Origin of the sequence: Streptomyces sp. NPDC046203 (assembly GCF_040646255.1) — a bacterium.
GTDB lineage: Bacteria > Actinomycetota > Actinomycetes > Streptomycetales > Streptomycetaceae > Streptomyces.
This window is the reverse complement of the sequence record NZ_JBEYZX010000003.1, coordinates 73,787-89,988: the sequence shown is the minus strand read 5'-3', so window position 1 is coordinate 89,988 and position 16,202 is coordinate 73,787. Positions and strand designations below refer to the sequence as shown.

16 protein-coding genes and 1 riboswitch are annotated in these 16,202 nt (G+C 71.6%); of the genes, 15 read left to right on the top strand and 1 reads right to left on the bottom strand.

Annotated features, from left to right (window positions below):
• Positions 1-4: 4 nt before the first annotated feature.
• The 8 genes from lepB to ABZ990_RS03640 all read left to right on the top strand — a co-directional run bounded on the left by lepB (position 5) and on the right by ABZ990_RS03640 (position 7,129).
• Complete coding sequence (gene lepB / locus ABZ990_RS03675) at positions 5-757, top strand: signal peptidase I (protein ID WP_361225080.1); 753 nt, start codon at positions 5-7, stop codon at positions 755-757.
• Positions 758-885: 128 nt separating this feature from the next.
• Positions 886-1,398, top strand: coding sequence for an NUDIX hydrolase (locus ABZ990_RS03670; RefSeq protein WP_361225077.1), 513 nt, complete (start codon positions 886-888; stop codon positions 1,396-1,398).
• Between the two features lie 55 nt (positions 1,399-1,453).
• Positions 1,454-1,762: a DUF2469 domain-containing protein gene (locus tag ABZ990_RS03665; protein WP_359880697.1), complete on the top strand. Its 309-nt coding sequence runs from the start codon at positions 1,454-1,456 to the stop codon at positions 1,760-1,762.
• Between the two features lie 309 nt (positions 1,763-2,071).
• Complete coding sequence (locus ABZ990_RS03660; protein ID WP_361224671.1) at positions 2,072-2,530, top strand: YraN family protein; 459 nt, start codon at positions 2,072-2,074, stop codon at positions 2,528-2,530.
• On the top strand, positions 2,530-4,137 hold the full coding sequence (locus ABZ990_RS03655) for a YifB family Mg chelatase-like AAA ATPase (RefSeq protein WP_361224668.1): 1,608 nt from the start codon (positions 2,530-2,532) through the stop codon (positions 4,135-4,137). Before ABZ990_RS03660 ends, ABZ990_RS03655 begins: the two co-directional genes overlap by 1 nt.
• Positions 4,134-5,426 carry a DNA-processing protein DprA gene (gene dprA, locus ABZ990_RS03650; protein WP_361224665.1) on the top strand — a complete coding sequence of 431 codons (1,293 nt, stop codon included), beginning with the start codon at positions 4,134-4,136 and terminating at the stop codon, positions 5,424-5,426. The genes ABZ990_RS03655 and dprA overlap by 4 nt, the downstream gene beginning before the upstream one ends.
• A gap of 248 nt (positions 5,427-5,674) precedes the next feature.
• Positions 5,675-6,511, top strand: coding sequence for an RNA polymerase sigma factor WhiG (whiG, locus tag ABZ990_RS03645; RefSeq protein ID WP_361224662.1), 837 nt, complete (start codon positions 5,675-5,677; stop codon positions 6,509-6,511).
• 57 nt (positions 6,512-6,568) lie between these two features.
• Positions 6,569-7,129: a helix-turn-helix domain-containing protein gene (locus ABZ990_RS03640; RefSeq protein ID WP_361225074.1), complete on the top strand. Its 561-nt coding sequence runs from the start codon at positions 6,569-6,571 to the stop codon at positions 7,127-7,129.
• 490 nt (positions 7,130-7,619) lie between these two features.
• Here ABZ990_RS03640 and ABZ990_RS03635 read toward each other — a convergent pair whose 3' ends face one another.
• Entirely contained in the window at positions 7,620-8,207 is a 588-nt protein-coding gene (locus tag ABZ990_RS03635; protein ID WP_361224659.1) for a M23 family metallopeptidase, read from the bottom strand.
• Positions 8,208-8,460: 253 nt separating this feature from the next.
• Here ABZ990_RS03635 and rpsB point away from each other — a divergent pair, with 253 nt between their 5' ends.
• From rpsB to ABZ990_RS03600, 7 genes are all read left to right on the top strand, one after another.
• On the top strand, positions 8,461-9,363 hold the full coding sequence (gene rpsB, locus ABZ990_RS03630) for a 30S ribosomal protein S2 (RefSeq protein ID WP_361224656.1): 903 nt from the start codon (positions 8,461-8,463) through the stop codon (positions 9,361-9,363).
• Positions 9,364-9,476: 113 nt separating this feature from the next.
• A complete protein-coding gene (gene tsf, locus ABZ990_RS03625) occupies positions 9,477-10,313 on the top strand; it encodes a translation elongation factor Ts (protein WP_361224653.1) in 837 nt (278 codons plus the stop codon).
• A 160-nt stretch (positions 10,314-10,473) separates the two neighbouring features.
• A complete protein-coding gene (pyrH, locus tag ABZ990_RS03620; protein ID WP_361224650.1) occupies positions 10,474-11,238 on the top strand; it encodes a UMP kinase in 765 nt (254 codons plus the stop codon).
• A 130-nt stretch (positions 11,239-11,368) separates the two neighbouring features.
• Positions 11,369-11,926: a ribosome recycling factor gene (frr, locus tag ABZ990_RS03615; RefSeq protein ID WP_361224647.1), complete on the top strand. Its 558-nt coding sequence runs from the start codon at positions 11,369-11,371 to the stop codon at positions 11,924-11,926.
• 388 nt (positions 11,927-12,314) lie between these two features.
• Positions 12,315-13,499 carry a phosphatidate cytidylyltransferase gene (locus ABZ990_RS03610; protein ID WP_361224644.1) on the top strand — a complete coding sequence of 395 codons (1,185 nt, stop codon included), beginning with the start codon at positions 12,315-12,317 and terminating at the stop codon, positions 13,497-13,499.
• A gap of 109 nt (positions 13,500-13,608) precedes the next feature.
• Positions 13,609-14,721: a 23S rRNA (adenine(2503)-C(2))-methyltransferase RlmN gene (rlmN, locus tag ABZ990_RS03605; RefSeq protein WP_361224641.1), complete on the top strand. Its 1,113-nt coding sequence runs from the start codon at positions 13,609-13,611 to the stop codon at positions 14,719-14,721.
• A gap of 130 nt (positions 14,722-14,851) precedes the next feature.
• A riboswitch (TPP riboswitch) is annotated at positions 14,852-14,973 on the top strand.
• A gap of 92 nt (positions 14,974-15,065) precedes the next feature.
• Positions 15,066-16,151, top strand: a complete 1,086-nt coding sequence (locus ABZ990_RS03600; protein ID WP_361225071.1) for a thiamine ABC transporter substrate-binding protein — start codon at positions 15,066-15,068, stop codon at positions 16,149-16,151.
• The last annotated feature ends 51 nt before the right edge of the window (positions 16,152-16,202 follow it).

Here is a 16,202-nt window from a genome sequence, read left to right as displayed (position 1 = left end):
TCCTGTGAACCGTACGGGCAACGGCCACGGTCGTCTCGGCAGCGTGCTGTCCGGACTGGCCGTGGCCCTCGGCTGCGTGCTCTTCCTCGGCGGATTCGCCGTCGCGGCCTTCCTCTACCGGCCGTACTCCGTCCCCACGGACTCGATGACCCCGACCCTCGACGTCGGCTCCAAGGTCCTGGCCCAGCGCGTCGACGGCACCGACATCCGCCGCGGCGACGTCGTCGTCTTCGACGACCCGCTGTGGGCGAACGTCCCCATGGTGAAGCGGGTCGTCGCGGTCGGCGGCGACACCGTCGCCTGCTGCGGCAAGGGCGGCCGCCTCACCGTCAACGGCACCCCCGTCGACGAGCCGTACCTGGCTCCCGGCACCCTGCCCTCGACCGGGCAGCCGTTCTCCGTGACCGTCCCCGCCGGGAAACTCTTCCTCCTCGGCGACGACCGGCGCACCTCCCTCGACTCCCGCGCGCACCTGGAGGAGGCGGGCCAGGGCACCGTGGCCGTCTCCGCCGTCACCGCGCGCGTGGACGCCGTCGTATGGCCCGCCAAGGGAGTCCTGGCCCCGCCCACCGGCTTCGAGGCCCTGCCCGGCGGCATCTCCCGGCCGGGACCCGTCGCCTCGCTCTTCTACGCGGTCGTCGCAGGGTGTGTACTGATTCTGGCAGGGGCGGCGTACGGGCCGCTGGCCAAGCTCTTCGGCCCGAAGCAGAGGGCGACGGGGGAGGGGCGTCCCGGCGAGGGGGTGGTGAGGACATGACGGAGTCACCAGCGGACGGCGTGCTCCCGGACGGTTCCGGTCCGGGCGCCGGAGGCGGCGCCGCGAGCGCCGCGAGTGGCCGAGGCTCGGGGACGGGCGCCGGTGCCGGCACCGGCCCGGGGGCGGTCGTGGGCGCGGACCCGGACACGGGTGGTGCCGCGGGCGCCCGCAGGGTCTCCCGGGTCATCCTCCTCGACCCCGCCGACCGCATCCTGCTCCTGCACGGCCACGAACCCGCCGACCCCACTCTGACCTGGTGGTTCACCCCAGGTGGCGGCCTGGAGGGCGACGAGAACCACGAGCAGGCCGCGCTGCGCGAACTCGCCGAGGAGACCGGGGTCACCGATGTCCGGCTCGGCCCCGTGCTCTGGCGCCGCCGCTGCTCCTTCCCCTTCGACGGCCGCCGCTGGGACCAGGACGAGTGGTACTACCTGGCCCGCACCACGCAGACCGCCACCGCCCTCACCGCTCTCACCGAACTGGAGGTCCGCAGCGTCGACGGCCTGCGCTGGTGGACCTCCGCCGAACTGTCGGCGGCCCATGAGACGGTGTACCCCGACAGACTCGCCGAGCTGCTGCAGCGGCTGCTCGACGAAGGACCCCCGCGTACGCCGATCGTCCTCGCCCCCGAAATCGTTTAGGGACAGGGGAGACTGGCGCACAATAGGGGGACGCACGGCTGAAGGGGAACATGCCATGAGCGCCGAGGACCTCGAGAAGTACGAGACCGAGATGGAGCTGAAGCTCTACCGGGAGTACCGCGACGTCGTCGGCCTGTTCACCTACGTGATCGAGACCGAGCGCCGTTTCTACCTCACCAACGACTACGAGATGCAGGTGCACTCCGTCCAGGGCGAGGTGTTCTTCGAGGTCTCCATGGCCGACGCCTGGGTCTGGGACATGTACCGGCCGGCCCGCTTCGTGAAACAGGTCCGCGTCCTGACCTTCAAGGACGTGAACATCGAGGAACTCAACAAGAGCGACCTCGAACTCCCCGGCAGCTGAGCTGCGGTGGGGCCGCGCGAGCGGTGACCCGTCCGGCCAAGTGACCCGTCCGGCCAAGTGACCTGTTGGCCAGGTGACCTGGTGACCGGGGGATCTGGTGGCCCGGCGGCCCGGTGGCCCGACGCTTCCGGGATGGAACCGGGCCGGAACCGGGCCGTCCGGCCTGCCCGTACGCCGTTCTCACCGTCGCCGAGCACCGCCCCGGTCCACCCGTGTGAGTGACCAGGTTTTCCACAACCGGCCACCTGTCCACAGCCGCGCACACGCAACGTCACAATGCGTCACAGTCGGTGCCGGAGGTGGTACCGCATGAACGCGACCCAAGCACTCGGGCGTTACGGAGAAGAACTCGCCGCCCGCACCCTCACCACGGCAGGCCTGCACGTCCTCGCCAGGAACTGGCGCTGCGGCCGGACCGGGGAGATCGACATCGTCGCCCGCGACGGGGACACCCTCGTCGTCTGCGAGGTAAAGACCCGCCGCGAAGGCCCATTCGAACACCCCATGGCGGCCGTCACGCCGCGCAAGGCCGAACGGCTGCGCCACCTGGCCGCCTGCTGGCTCCACCGGCACGGCGCGCCCCCGGGCACACCGCCCGCGCCCGGCACCACGCGCGGAACTCCGGCCGGACATCCGGCCGGTGGGCTCTCGACCGGTGCCCGTGCGGGTGCGGGTGCGGGTGTGGGGTCCGTCCGTATCGACCTGGTCGGTGTCGTCCTGCCCCGCCGCGGCGCACCCGTCGTCACCCACGCCCGGGGGATCGCCTGATGGGATTCGCCCGCACCTGCTCCGTCGCCCTCGTCGGCGTCGAAGGCGTCGTCGTCGAGGTCCAAGCCGACCTCGAACCCGGTGTCGCCGCCTTCACCCTCGTCGGACTCCCCGACAAGAGCCTCAGCGAGAGCCGCGACCGCGTCCGCGCCGCCATCGTCAACTCCGAGGCCGAATGGCCGCAGAAGAAGATCACCGTGGGGCTCAGCCCCGCCTCCGTACCCAAAGCGGGTTCCGGCTTCGACCTTGCCGTGGCCACGGCCCTGCTCGCGGCCGCCGAACGCATCGACCCCGACGCCATCGCCGACCTCGTCCTCATCGGCGAACTCGGCCTCGACGGCAGGGTCCGCCCGGTCCGGGGCATCCTGCCCGCCGTCCTCGCCGCCGCCGAGGCCGGCTACTGCCAGGTCGTCGTCCCCGAACAGACCGCCGGTGAAGCCGCCCTGGTCCCCGGTGTCTCCGTCCTCGGCATCCGCAGCCTGCGCCAGCTCATCGCCGTCCTCACCGGCGAGCCCGTCCCCGACGAAGCACCCCGCGAGGAAGGCCGACCCGACCCCATGCTCGCCGGACTCCTCCTTCCCGGCGCCGGGGCGGGCACCGGCCTCGCCGCCGACACCCGGCCCGACCTCGCCGACGTCGCCGGACAGCACACCGCCCGCCGCGCCCTCGAAATCGCCGCCGCCGGCGGACACCACCTCTACCTCAGCGGCCCACCCGGCGCCGGAAAGACCATGCTCGCCGAACGGCTCCCCGGCATCCTGCCGCCCCTCACCCGCCAGGAATCCCTCGAAGCCACCGCCGTCCACTCCGTCGCCGGCATCCTGCCGCCCGGCGAACCCCTCGTCCGCCACCCTCCCTACTGCGCACCCCACCACTCCGCGACCATGCAGTCCCTGGTCGGCGGAGGCAACGGACTGCCCCGTCCCGGCGCCGTCTCCCTCGCCCACAACGGCGTGCTCTTTCTGGACGAGTGCCCGGAGTTCAGCGTCAAAGCGCTCGACGCCCTCCGCCAGCCCCTCGAATCCGGCCATGTCATCGTCGCCCGCGCCGCCGGCGTCGTCCGCCTCCCCGCCCGCTTCCTCCTCGTCCTCGCCGCCAACCCCTGTCCCTGCGGACGCCACACCCGCCACGGCACCGGCTGTGAATGCCCGTCCGCCGTCATCCGCCGCTACCAGGCCCGGCTCTCCGGCCCGCTCCTCGACCGCGTCGACCTCCGCGTCGAAGCCGAACCCGTCACCCGCTCGGACCTCCTCGCCCACGGTCCCCGCGGTGAACCGAGCAGCACCGTCGCCGCCCGCGTCCGCGAAGCCCGCGACCGGGCCGCCGTCCGCCTCGCCGACACCCCGTGGACCGTCAACAGCGCCATCCCCGGCCACGCACTGCGCACCCGCTTCCACTCCGCCCCGGGCGCCCTCGCCGCCGTCGAACACGACCTCGAACGCGGGCTGCTCACCGCCCGCGGACTCGACCGGGTCCTCCGGGTCGCCTGGACCGCCGCCGACCTCGCCGGACACGACCGCCCCACCGCCGACGACCTCGCGCTCGCCCTCGAACTCCGCACCGGCATCGCCCGAGGCGTGCCCGCCGCCGCAGGGGAGCGGACATGACCATCAACCGGCACCACCACGAGGCGGAACGCCTCGCCCGCGCCGCCCTCACCCACATCGTCGAACCCGGCGACGAACACGCCGGCCGAGCCCTGCGCCACCACAGCCCCGTCGACCTCCTGCGCCTCCTCACCGAGCCACCGGACCAGCCCCAGCTCCCCGGTCCGGGCCCCGACCCCGGTACCGGCGCGGACCCGGACCCGGAGACAGGTCCAGGCCGAGGCGCAGGCGCGGATCCGGGCCCAGGACCGGCGTACGAACCAAGCGCCGAGCGCGAGTTCCCCGGCATCAGCCCCCGGCGCGTCGCCGGCTGGCGCCGCCGCGCCCGTACCGCCGCCCCCGCACGCGACCTCGACCACATCGCCCGCGCCGGTGGACGTTTCCTCATTCCCGGCGACCCCGAATGGCCCCGTCAACTCGACGACCTCGGCGACACCCGCCCCCTCGGCCTCTGGGTCCGCGGCCCCGCCGACCTCCGTACCTGGGCCCTGCGTTCCGTCGCCGTCGTCGGCGCCCGCGCCTGCACCCCGTACGGAGCCCACGTCGCCGCCACCCTCGCCGCCGGACTCGCCGAACGCGGCTGGGTCGTCGTCTCCGGAGCCGCCTACGGAGTCGACGCCGCCGCCCACCGAGGCGCCCTCGGCTCCGGCGGCGCCACCGTCGCCGTACTCGCCTGCGGAGTCGACGTCCCCTACCCCCGAGGCCACGCCCAGCTTCTCGCCCGCGTCGCCGAACAGGGCCTCGTCGTCGGCGAACTCCCACCCGGCGGCCACCCCACCCGCAGCCGCTTCGTCCTGCGCAACCGGGTCATCGCCGCCCTCACCCGAGGCACCGTCGTCGTCGAAGCCCCCTACCGCAGCGGCTCCCTCGTCACCGCCCGCGCCGCGGCGAGCCTCGGCCGCCACACCATGGGCGTCCCCGGCCCCGTCACCAGCGGACTCTCCGCGGGCGTCCACGAACTCCTGCGCGGCGAAGCCACCCTCGTCACCGACGCCGCCGACGTCATCGAACTCGTCGGCGACATCGGCGAACTCGCCCCACCCCGACGGGGCCCCGTCCTGCCCCGCGACCTCCTCGCCCCCGACACCGCCCGCGTCCTCGAAGCCCTCCCCGGCCACCGCGCCGCGCCCCTCGCCGACATCGCCACCCGCGCCGGCACCCACCCCGACCACACCCTCGCCAAACTGTACGAACTCCACTCCCTCGGGTTCGTCGAACGACAGCAGGACGAATGGCGGTTGACGAACAGGCGAACCGAACCCTCGAACGCCCGGCATGGCGGTACTTGACCCGGAGCATTCGGGTGAAAAGGTGACGTCGATGAGCAAGCGAGTTCTCCCGGCCGCACCCGAGGGGCCGACCCGCGCCACGGCCCCCCGTCGAAGACCTGGACGACGACGGCGACCCGGACCGGCCGCATCCACCGCTGTGCGCACACCGCGACCGCGCACTCACGCTACGCTCACGAAGTTCCCCCGCCGCCCGACCCCCGAACCGCCCCCTCCGCACCCGACAGCAGAACGGCTCAAGGCAACGCATGCCCCAGCACACCTCCGGGTCTGACCGCGCTGCGGTGCCCCCAGCAGCCCGGGGCACCGTGCGACCGCCCGCGCCCACCACGCTCGACGAGCTGTGGCGCTCGTACAAGGACACCGGCGACGAACGGCTGCGGGAACAGCTGATCCTGCACTACTCACCGCTCGTCAAATACGTCGCCGGACGCGTCAGCGTCGGCCTCCCCTCCAACGTCGAGCAGGCCGACTTCGTCTCCTCCGGAGTCTTCGGACTCATCGACGCCATCGAGAAGTTCGACGTCGAGCGCTCCATCAAGTTCGAGACCTACGCCATCACCCGCATCCGCGGCGCCATGATCGACGAACTCCGCGCCCTCGACTGGATCCCCCGCTCCGTCCGCCAGAAGGCCCGCAACGTCGAACGCGCCTACGCCACCCTCGAAGCACAACTCCGGCGCACCCCCTCCGAAGCCGAAGTCGCCGACGAGATGGGCATCCCGCTCGAAGAACTCCACACTGTCTTCAGCCAGTTGTCCCTGGCCAACGTGGTCGCCCTCGAAGAACTCCTGCACGTCGGCGGCGAGGGCGGCGACCGGCTCTCCCTCATGGACACCCTTGAGGACACCGCCGCCGACAACCCGGTCGAGGTCGCCGAGGACCGCGAACTGCGCCGGCTCCTGGCCCGCGCCATCAACACCCTTCCCGAGCGCGAGAAGACCGTCGTCACCCTCTACTACTACGAGGGCCTGACCCTCGCCGAGATCGGCCATGTCCTCGGCGTCACCGAGAGCCGGGTCAGCCAGATCCACACCAAGTCCGTCCTCCAGCTCCGCGCCAAACTGGCCGACGTGGGCCGCTGACCCTTCGCGTCCGTCCGGTCGTACAGTGGATCCGTGCCCAGGATTCGAGCGGCCTCCGTGGCCGAGCACCGGACCATGCAGCGCGGCGCCCTCCTGGACGCCGCGCGCTCCCTGCTGTCCGAAGGCGGGACGGAGGCGCTGACCTTCCCCGCCCTCGCCGAGCGCACGGGCCTGGCCCGCTCCTCGGTCTACGAGTACTTCCGGTCCCGGGGGGCCGTCGTCGAGGAGCTGTGCGCCGTCGACTTCCCCGTCTGGGCCGCCGAGGTCGAAGTCGCCATGGCCGGCGCCGACACCGCCGAGGGCAAGGTCGAGGCGTACGTCCGCAAGCAGCTGGAACTGGTGGGGGACCGGCGCCACCGCGCGGTCGTCGCGATCTCCGCGAGCGAACTCGACGACGGCGCCCGGGAGAAGATCCGCGCCGCCCACGGCGGCCTCGTCACCATGATCGTCGACGCGCTCACGGCCCTGGGCCGCCCCCGGCCGCGCCTGGAGGCCATGCTGCTCCAGGGCGTCGTGGACGCCGCCGTCCGCCGCCTCGAACTCGGCGCCGCCGAGGACCCCGCCGCCATCACGGACGCGGCGGTCTCCATGGCCCTGGGCGGTATCCGCGGCGTCTGAGCCGCCCCGCTCTGCCGTGGCCTGAGGGGTGGCATGTCCCTGCCCCGCCCCACCCTGCCCCACCCCGTCCTGGCCGAGGGCCGGCGCGCCTGCCGCGCCCTGGCTCGCCATCTTCGTTCGGCCCTGCCTGAGGGGCGGCGCGTCTTGCCCTGTCCCGGCTCGTCTGCGTCGTCCGGCCCTGCTGCTCGGGCCGGAGTCGGCGCGCGCCCGCGCCGGTTTCGGTGGGGTGCCCGCAGGATGCCCGGTGCCTGAACCGGCATTTGTTCCGGGACCCGCAGCGGCTCCTTGAGCTGTTCCCGTGCGGGCTCCCGAGCGGGGCTCCCCGCACCGGACTCCCGTACCGGGCTCGTGCGCCGGGCTCCCGTATCCGGTTGCCACAGGGAGGGGCCCCTCCCCCCCGCCCCCCACCCCCTCTCCCCCACCCCCTCTCCCCCCTCCCCCTCCCACCGTTTTTCGTTGTGGTCGTGCGTGTGTGCGTGCGCCGGTTCGATCAGTCCGGGGCGCGGCTCCAGAGCGGCAGCAGGCGGGACGGGCCCGTGCCCAGGAGGCGCAGCGGGTTCAGGTAGGTGTCGCCGCGCAGCAGGCCCCAGTGGAGACAGGTCCGTGGACAGTGGGCGCCGTCGGTGACGTACGCGAGGACGTCGCCCGCGCGCACCGCGGCGCCGGCCGGGAGCAGTGGGTCCACGGGTCCGTAGGTGGTGCGCAGGGGCGGCAAGCCCGTCCCTGCGAGGGTCAGGGTGAGGACGCCGTGGCCGCCGACCTGTCCCGCGAACGCGACCGTGCCGGCGGCCGGGGCGTGGACCGGGGTGCCCGGCGGTGCGGCCAGGTCGACACCGCGATGGCCCGCCGCGTACGGGCCCGGTGGCGGTTCCCAGCCGCGCACGATCTCGGGGCGCGGTGGTCCCAGCGGCCAGGAGGCGCGCCACGGCGGCACGGGAGCGGGTGGGGGAGCGGGCGGGGGTGCGGTCAGGGGCAGCAGGTGCGGTGGCGGAGGATGGGGTGGCGAGGGGAAAGGCCGGGTCAGGGGCAGGGCCCAGGGCAGGATCACGGACAGTGCCGTCGCGGTGACGATGTGCATGGTTCGAGAGTGCCCGAGCGGGCGGGGCCGTGGCCGGCGACAGTGGAATCTGTGGATAACCACCCGGTTGTGGACAGCTCCGTCACCCGCTGCTCTCCCGGTCCCGTACACTTTCCATGGCGACCCGGGTCACCGGGTCGACTTCGCACGCCCCGCCACCGGTCCTCGTGACGGGTGGCAGCGCCTTTCGGTCCTTTGTGGCATGGCGCGTCGGGGCGTCAGGAAAACAACCGAGAAACCCAAGGAGATGGCCATGGCCGTCGTCACGATGCGGGAGCTGCTGGAGAGCGGCGTCCACTTCGGTCACCAGACCCGTCGCTGGAACCCGAAGATGAAGCGCTTCATCTTCACTGAGCGCAACGGCATCTACATCATCGACCTGCTCCAGTCGCTGTCGTACATCGACCGCGCCTACGAGTTCGTCAAGGAGACCGTCGCGCACGGCGGCTCCATCATGTTCGTCGGTACGAAGAAGCAGGCCCAGGAGGCCATCGCCGAGCAGGCGACCCGCGTCGGCATGCCGTACGTGAACCAGCGCTGGCTGGGCGGCATGCTCACCAACTTCTCGACCGTCTACAAGCGTCTGCAGCGCCTCAAGGAGCTCGAGCAGATCGACTTCGAGGACGTGGCCGCCTCCGGCCTCACCAAGAAGGAGCTCCTGGTCCTCTCCCGCGAGAAGGCCAAGCTGGAGAAGACCCTTGGTGGTATCCGCGAGATGCAGAAGGTGCCGAGCGCCGTCTGGATCGTCGACACCAAGAAGGAGCACATCGCCGTCGGTGAGGCGCGCAAGCTCCACATCCCGGTCGTCGCGATCCTCGACACCAACTGTGACCCCGACGAGGTCGACTACAAGATCCCGGGCAACGACGACGCGATCCGCTCCGTCACCCTGCTCACCCGCGTGATCGCCGACGCCGTCGCCGAGGGCCTCATCGCCCGTTCCGGCGCCGCGACCGGCGACTCGAAGCCGGGCGAGAAGGCCGCCGGCGAGCCGCTCGCCGAGTGGGAGCGCGACCTGCTCGAGGGTGAGAAGAAGGCCGACGAGGCCGAGAAGCCGGCCGAGGCCGCTGCCGAGGCGCCCGCCGCCGAGGCCGAGGCTGTCGAGGCCCCCGCTGCCGAGGCCGAGGCTCCGGCCGCGGACGCCGAGCAGGCCTGATCCTCTTCAGGACCCTGAGGACCATCGGGTGACGACGGCGGGGGCCCACGAGGCCCCCGCCGTCCCCCGCTGGACCCGCCCGATCTTTCAGACTTCGAGAGAGAAACAGACTCATGGCGAACTACACCGCCGCTGACGTCAAGAAGCTCCGCGAGCTCACCGGCGCCGGCATGATGGACTGCAAGAAGGCCCTGGACGAGGCCGCCGGCGACGTCGACAAGGCCGTCGAGGCGCTGCGCATCAAGGGCCAGAAGGGTGTCGCCAAGCGCGAGGGCCGCTCCGCCGAGAACGGCGCCGTGGTCTCCCTCATCGCCGACGACAACACCTCCGGTGTCCTGGTCGAGCTGAAGTGCGAGACGGACTTCGTCGCCAAGGGTGAGAAGTTCCTCGCCGTCGCCGACGCGCTGGCCGCCCACGTCGCCGCCACCAAGCCGGCCGACCTCGCCGCGCTGCTCGCCTCCGAGATCGAGGCCGGCAAGACCGTGCAGGCGTTCGTCGACGAGGCCAACGCCAACCTCGGCGAGAAGATCGTCCTCGACCGCTTCGCGCAGTACGCCGACGGCTTCGTCTCCGCGTACATGCACCGCACGATGCCCGACCTGCCGCCGCAGATCGGTGTCCTCGTCGAGCTGGACAAGGAAGACGCCGCGGTCGCCAAGGGTGTCGCGCAGCACATCGCCGCGTTCGCCCCGAAGTACCTCTCCAAGGACGACGTCCCGGCCGAGGTCGTCGAGACCGAGCGTCGCGTCGCCGAGGAGACCACCCGCGCCGAGGGCAAGCCCGAGGCCGCGCTGCCGAAGATCGTCGAGGGTCGCCTCAACGGTTTCTTCAAGGACGCCACGCTGCTCGGTCAGCCGTACGCCCTTGACAACAAGAAGACCGTCCAGCAGATCCTGGACGAGGCCGGTGTCACCCTGAAGCGCTTCAGCCGCATCAAGGTCGGCATCTGAGTCCGTCCGTACGCGACGGACAACGGACCCGGTAGGGTCTGAGGCAGCCGTATCCGCTCGCGCGGGACGGCCGCAGATCTGACGAGGAGGCCATTGCCGTACGGGAAGCCGCAAGGACCCCAGGCAATGGCCTTCTTCGTATGTGCACGAGGAGATCTCCATGAATCAGGGCGCCGCCCAGGGCGACGACAAGAACGGTAAGAAGGCCGGCCGCTTCATGCTGAAGCTGTCCGGAGAGGCATTCTCCGGAGGCACCGGCCTCGGAGTCGACCCGGATGTGGTGCACGCGATCGCGCGCGAGATCGCCGCGGTCGTGCGCGACGGCGCGGAGATCGCGATCGTCATCGGCGGCGGCAACTTCTTCCGCGGTGCCGAGCTCCAGCAGCGCGGCATGGACCGGGCACGCTCCGACTACATGGGCATGCTCGGAACCGTGATGAACTGCCTCGCCCTCCAGGACTTCCTGGAGAAGGAGGGCATCGACTCCCGCGTCCAGACCGCCATCACGATGGGCCAGGTCGCCGAGCCGTACATCCCGCTGCGCGCCGTGCGCCACCTGGAGAAGGGCCGCGTGGTCATCTTCGGTGCGGGCATGGGCATGCCGTACTTCTCCACCGACACCACGGCCGCCCAGCGTGCCCTGGAGATCGACGCCGAAGCCCTGCTCATGGGCAAGAACGGCGTGGACGGTGTCTACGACTCCGACCCGAAGAAGAACCCGGACGCGGTCAAGTTCGACGCGCTGGAGTACGGCGAGGTGCTGTCCCGCGACCTGAAGGTCGCCGACGCCACCGCCATCACCCTGTGCCGGGACAACAACCTTCCGATCCTCGTCTTCGAGCTGCTCACCGAAGGCAATATCGCCCGCGCGGTGAAGGGTGAGAAGATCGGCACGCTCGTGAGCGACCAGGGCACCCGGGCCTGACCCGAACCGGGAACCACCCCGCGAGGGGACTGACCCCCATGAGGGGGACGGTCCCCGCGAGGGGGATGGACAGAGCCCTGCCGGTCGTACACCGTGCAGGACACAACGCGACGACACGCAGGAGCAAGTGGTGATCGAAGAGACCCTCCTCGAGGCCGAGGAAAAGATGGAGAAGGCCGTCGTGGTCGCCAAGGAGGACTTCGCCGCGATCCGCACCGGCCGTGCGCACCCGGCGATGTTCAACAAGATCGTGGCCGACTACTACGGTGCCATCACCCCGATCAATCAGCTGGCGTCGTTCTCGGTGCCGGAGCCGCGCATGGCCGTGGTGACCCCGTTCGACAAGAGCGCGCTGCGCAACATCGAGCAGGCCATCCGCGACTCGGACCTCGGCGTCAACCCGAGCAACGACGGCAGCATCATCCGTGTGGTCTTCCCGGAGCTGACGCAGGAGCGCCGCAAGGAGTTCATCAAGGTCGCCAAGGGCAAGGCCGAGGACTCCAAGATCTCCATCCGCTCCGTGCGCCGCAAGGCCAAGGAGACGATCGACAAGCTCGTCAAGGACGGCGAGGTCGGCGAGGACGACGGCCGCCGCGCGGAGAAGGAGCTCGACGACACCACCGCGAAGTACGTCGCGCAGGTCGACGAGCTGCTCAAGCACAAGGAAGCCGAGCTCCTCGAGGTCTGATGTGAACGACTCATCCTGGAGGGCCCCGGCCGGATACGGCCGACCGGGGCCCGGCCAGGGGCCTGCCCCGGCGGGTCCCGCCCACGCCCACGAGGCGCACCCGACGACACGGACGCGGCAGCTGCCCGTCGTGTCGGGGGCGCCCGCCGGCGACGACCAGGACGTTCACGGCCGGGGGACCGCTCACCCGAGCGGTCCCCCGGCGGCCGATCACCCGTACGCGGCCCCCGCCGCTCCGCACGGCCACGGTCTCCCGCAGGGAGCCGGATTCCCCGGGAGTCCGGCGTTCCCCGAGGAGCCGGGGGTCATTCGGGGAACGGGACCGGGGCCGGCGTACGGACCCGCCCAGGGAACGGGCCGGGCACCGGAACAGCGCCACGGCCAGGCCATGGCCCACGGCTACGGCCAGGACCAGAGCCACGGCTCGGACCACGACTACGGTCATGGTCATGGTCACGGACGGAGCCACGGCCAGGAGTCGGGGTACGTCCCCGGACCGGGATACGGCACCGGATACGGCCCCGGATACGGACCCGGGCCCGGCCACGCGCCGGGACACCGGTACGATCCGGCGCAGCCGGCACCGGCCTACGCGCACGCGTCGCCGCCCGAGCCGGATCCCGGAGAGCCGGGGTTCCACCAGCCCGCGTTCCACGACCAGACGCCGCCGGCGCACGAGCACCCGCAGGAGCCCATGTCCAGCCCCTCCCAGCCGCCGGCGGCCACGCCCCCGCCCCGGCGGCAGCCGCGGCAGAAGAAGAGCGCGGGCCGTGACCTGGGCGCGGCGATAGGAGTCGGCGTCGGCCTCGGCGCCGTCATCATCGCCTCCCTCTTCATCTGGAAGCCGGTCTTCGTCGGCGTCGTCGCCCTGGCGGTCGTCGTCGGCCTGTGGGAACTGACCTCCCGGCTGAAGGAACGCAAGGAGATCAAGGCCCCGCTGATCCCGCTCGCCGTCGGCGGCGCCGCCATGGTGGTCGCCGGATACGTGCGGGGTGCCGAAGGCGCCTGGGTGGCGACCGCCCTCACGGCGCTCGCCGTCCTCGTCTGGCGGATGACCGAACCGCCCGAGGGCTATCTGAAGGACGTCACGGCGGGCGTCTTCGCCCTGTTCTACGTGCCCTTCCTGGCCACGTTCGTGACGATGCTGCTCACCCCGGACGACGGCCCGTGGCGGGTGCTGACCTTCCTGCTGCTCACCGTGGTCAGCGACACCGGCGCGTACGCGGTCGGCTGGCGCTTCGGCAAGAACAAGCTCGCCCCGCGCATCAGCCCCGGCAAGACCCGCGAGGGCCTGGCCGGTGCCATCGGCTTCACGATGGCGGCGGGCGCGCTGTGCATGGAGTTCCTCATCGACGGCGGCGTCTGGTGGCAGGGCCTGCTGCTCGGCCTCGCGGTCGCGGCCAGCGCCACGCTCGGCGACCTCGGCGAGTCGATGATCAAGCGGGACCTCGGTATCAAGGACATGGGCACCCTGCTCCCCGGGCACGGCGGCATCATGGACCGGCTGGACTCGCTCCTGCCGTCGGCGCCGGTGGTGTGGCTGCTGCTCGCGCTCTTCGTGGGCACCGGCTGACGGACGACAGCGGTACGCTGGAAGGGCCTGTGGCGTGTCGCCGCGGGCCCTTCGTACTCCCCGCCACCGTGGGGACGTCGGACCTCGTCGTCTTGAGGAGACGCCCGCCGTGGCCCGTCCACTTCCCGGAGAACTGACCTTCACCGCCCCCCGCGGGGCCAAGCAGCCCCCGCGGCATCTCGCCGACCTGTCGCCCGCCGAGCGCAAGGAAGCGGTCGCCGCGATCGGCGAGAAGCCGTTCCGCGCCAAGCAGCTGTCCACCCACTACTTCGCCCGGTACGCGCACGACCCGGCCGAGTGGACCGACATCCCCGCCGCCTCCCGCGAGAAGCTGGCCGGGGAGCTGCTGCCCGACCTGATGTCGGTGGTCCGGCACGTCTCCTGCGACGACGACACCACCCGCAAGACCCTGTGGCGGCTGCACGACGGCACCCTCGTCGAGTCGGTCCTGATGCGCTACCCGGACCGGGTCACCATGTGCATCTCCTCGCAGGCCGGCTGCGGCATGAACTGCCCGTTCTGCGCCACCGGCCAGGCCGGACTCGACCGCAACCTGTCGACCGCGGAGATCGTCCACCAGATCGTCGACGGCATGCGCGCCCTGCGCGACGGCGAGGTCCCCGGCGGACCGGCCCGGCTGTCCAACATCGTCTTCATGGGCATGGGCGAGCCGCTCGCCAACTACAAGCGGGTCGTCGGCGCCATCCGCCGGCTCACCGACCCCGAGCCCGACGGCCTCGGCCTGTCGCAGCGCGGCATCACCGTCTCCACCGTCGGTCTCGTCCCGGCGATGCACCGCTTCGCCGACGAGGGCTTCAAGTGCCGCCTCGCGGTGTCGCTGCACGCGCCCGACGACGAGCTGCGCGACACCCTCGTCCCCGTCAACACCCGCTGGAAGGTCCGCGAGGTCCTCGACGCGGCCTGGGAGTACGCGGAGAAGTCCGGCCGCCGGATCTCCATCGAGTACGCGCTGATCCGCGACATCAACGACCAGGCGTGGCGCGGCGACCTGCTGGGCCGGCTGCTCAAGGGCAAGCGGGTGCACGTCAACCTCATCCCGCTGAACCCGACGCCGGGCTCGAAGTGGACCGCGTCCCGCCCCGAGGACGAGAGGGCCTTCGTCGAGGCCATCGCCGCCCACGGCGTGCCGGTCACCGTCCGCGACACCCGCGGCCAGGAGATCGACGGCGCCTGCGGGCAGCTCGCCGCCTCCGAGCGCTGAGCCCCCGCGCGGGCCGCCAGGGTCCAGGTCCCCAGGTCCGAACCCCGGTCCGGATTCCGGCTCGGGCTCATGTCCGGGTTCCCGCCCCGGCGGGGAACGTGCCTAGTACGCTGGGTTCGAACACATCTGCATATTCCGACAGGGGAGCGCCACAGCGCTGAGAGTGCGGTGACCGGCCGACGGCCGGGGGACCGCAGACCCTCTGAACCTCGCCCAGGTCATTCTGGGTAGGAAGTTCGGACGAGACTCGAGCTGTTGCGCCCTGCCCGCGCCCGGATCCCCGGAGCGGGCAGGGCCGCGTCTCTTCCTGGTCACACCCAGGAGGAAAACCAGTGCACACCAAGATGAGCAGCCGGAAGCCGGCCGTCGTCGCGCTCGTGAGCGCGCTCGGGGTCACCACCCTCGCCGCGTGCGGCGGGAACACCACCGAGGACGGGGCCGGTACGGCCGGCAAGACCGTCACGCTCGTCAGCCACGACTCCTTCAGCGCCTCCAAGGAGGTGCTCGCCGCGTTCACGAAGCAGACCGGCTACACGGTCAAGGTCCTCAAGAGCGGCGACGCCGGCGCGGCCGTCAACAAGGAGATCCTGACCAAGGGCTCCCCGCAGGGCGACGTCTTCTTCGGCGTCGACAACACCCTGCTGTCCCGCGCCCTCGACAACGGCATCTTCACCCCGTACGAGGCCAAGGGCCTGGACCGGATTCCCGACGCGCTCCAGCTCGACAAGGCGGAGCACCGGGTCACCCCGATCGACACCGGCGACGTCTGCGTCAACTACGACAAGGCGTACTTCGAGGGCCGCAAGCTCGCGCCGCCGCAGACCTTCGACGACCTGGCGAAGCCCGCGTACAAGGATCTGCTGGTGATCGAGAACCCCGAGCGGTCCTCCCCGGGCCTCGGCTTCCTGCTCGGCACCGCCGCCCGCTACGGCGACGACGGCTGGGCCGACTACTGGAAGAAGCTCAAGGCCAACGGCGTGAAGACGGTCGACAGCTGGGAGCTCGCCTACAACCAGGAGTTCTCCGGCTCCGCCGGCGGCAAGAAGGCCAAGGGCGACCGCCCGCTCGTCGTCTCCTACGCCTCCTCCCCGCCGGTCGAGGTGCTGTACGCCGACCCGCGGCCGAAGACCGCGCCGACCGGGGTGTCCACCGGCACCTGCTTTAGGCAGACCGAGTTCGCGGGTCTGCTCCAGGGGGCGCGGAACCCGGAGGGCGGCAAGGCGCTCCTCGACTTCCTGATCTCGAAGAAGTTCCAGGACGACATGCCGCTCCAGATGTTCGTCAACCCGGTCGCCAAGGACGCGACGCTGCCCGCCCTGTTCACTGAGCACGGCGCGGTCGTCGACAAGCCGGAGACGATGGACCCGAAGAAGATCGCCGACCACCGCGACCCGTGGATTCAGCAGTGGACCTCGCTCGTCCTGAAGTAACCCCGGAGAGGCCGATGAGCCCGGAGAGCCCGGAGAGCCAGGCGGCCTCCG

Bases quoted from the DNA above. Each gene is read 5' to 3' on its own strand.
- ABZ990_RS03665 (WP_359880697.1), top strand. From the start codon at position 1,454: ATGAGCGCCGAGGACCTCGAGAAGTACGAGACCGAGATGGAGCTGAAG.
- ABZ990_RS03660 (WP_361224671.1), top strand. From the start codon at position 2,072: ATGAACGCGACCCAAGCACTCGGGCGTTACGGAGAAGAACTCGCCGCC.
- ABZ990_RS03655 (WP_361224668.1), top strand. From the start codon at position 2,530: ATGGGATTCGCCCGCACCTGCTCCGTCGCCCTCGTCGGCGTCGAAGGC.
- dprA (WP_361224665.1), top strand. From the start codon at position 4,134: ATGACCATCAACCGGCACCACCACGAGGCGGAACGCCTCGCCCGCGCC.
- whiG (WP_361224662.1), top strand. From the start codon at position 5,675: ATGCCCCAGCACACCTCCGGGTCTGACCGCGCTGCGGTGCCCCCAGCA.
- ABZ990_RS03635 (WP_361224659.1), bottom strand. From the start codon at position 8,207: ATGCACATCGTCACCGCGACGGCACTGTCCGTGATCCTGCCCTGGGCC.
- rpsB (WP_361224656.1), top strand. From the start codon at position 8,461: ATGGCCGTCGTCACGATGCGGGAGCTGCTGGAGAGCGGCGTCCACTTC.
- tsf (WP_361224653.1), top strand. From the start codon at position 9,477: ATGGCGAACTACACCGCCGCTGACGTCAAGAAGCTCCGCGAGCTCACC.
- pyrH (WP_361224650.1), top strand. From the start codon at position 10,474: ATGAATCAGGGCGCCGCCCAGGGCGACGACAAGAACGGTAAGAAGGCC.
- ABZ990_RS03610 (WP_361224644.1), top strand. From the start codon at position 12,315: ATGGCCCACGGCTACGGCCAGGACCAGAGCCACGGCTCGGACCACGAC.
- ABZ990_RS03600 (WP_361225071.1), top strand. From the start codon at position 15,066: ATGAGCAGCCGGAAGCCGGCCGTCGTCGCGCTCGTGAGCGCGCTCGGG.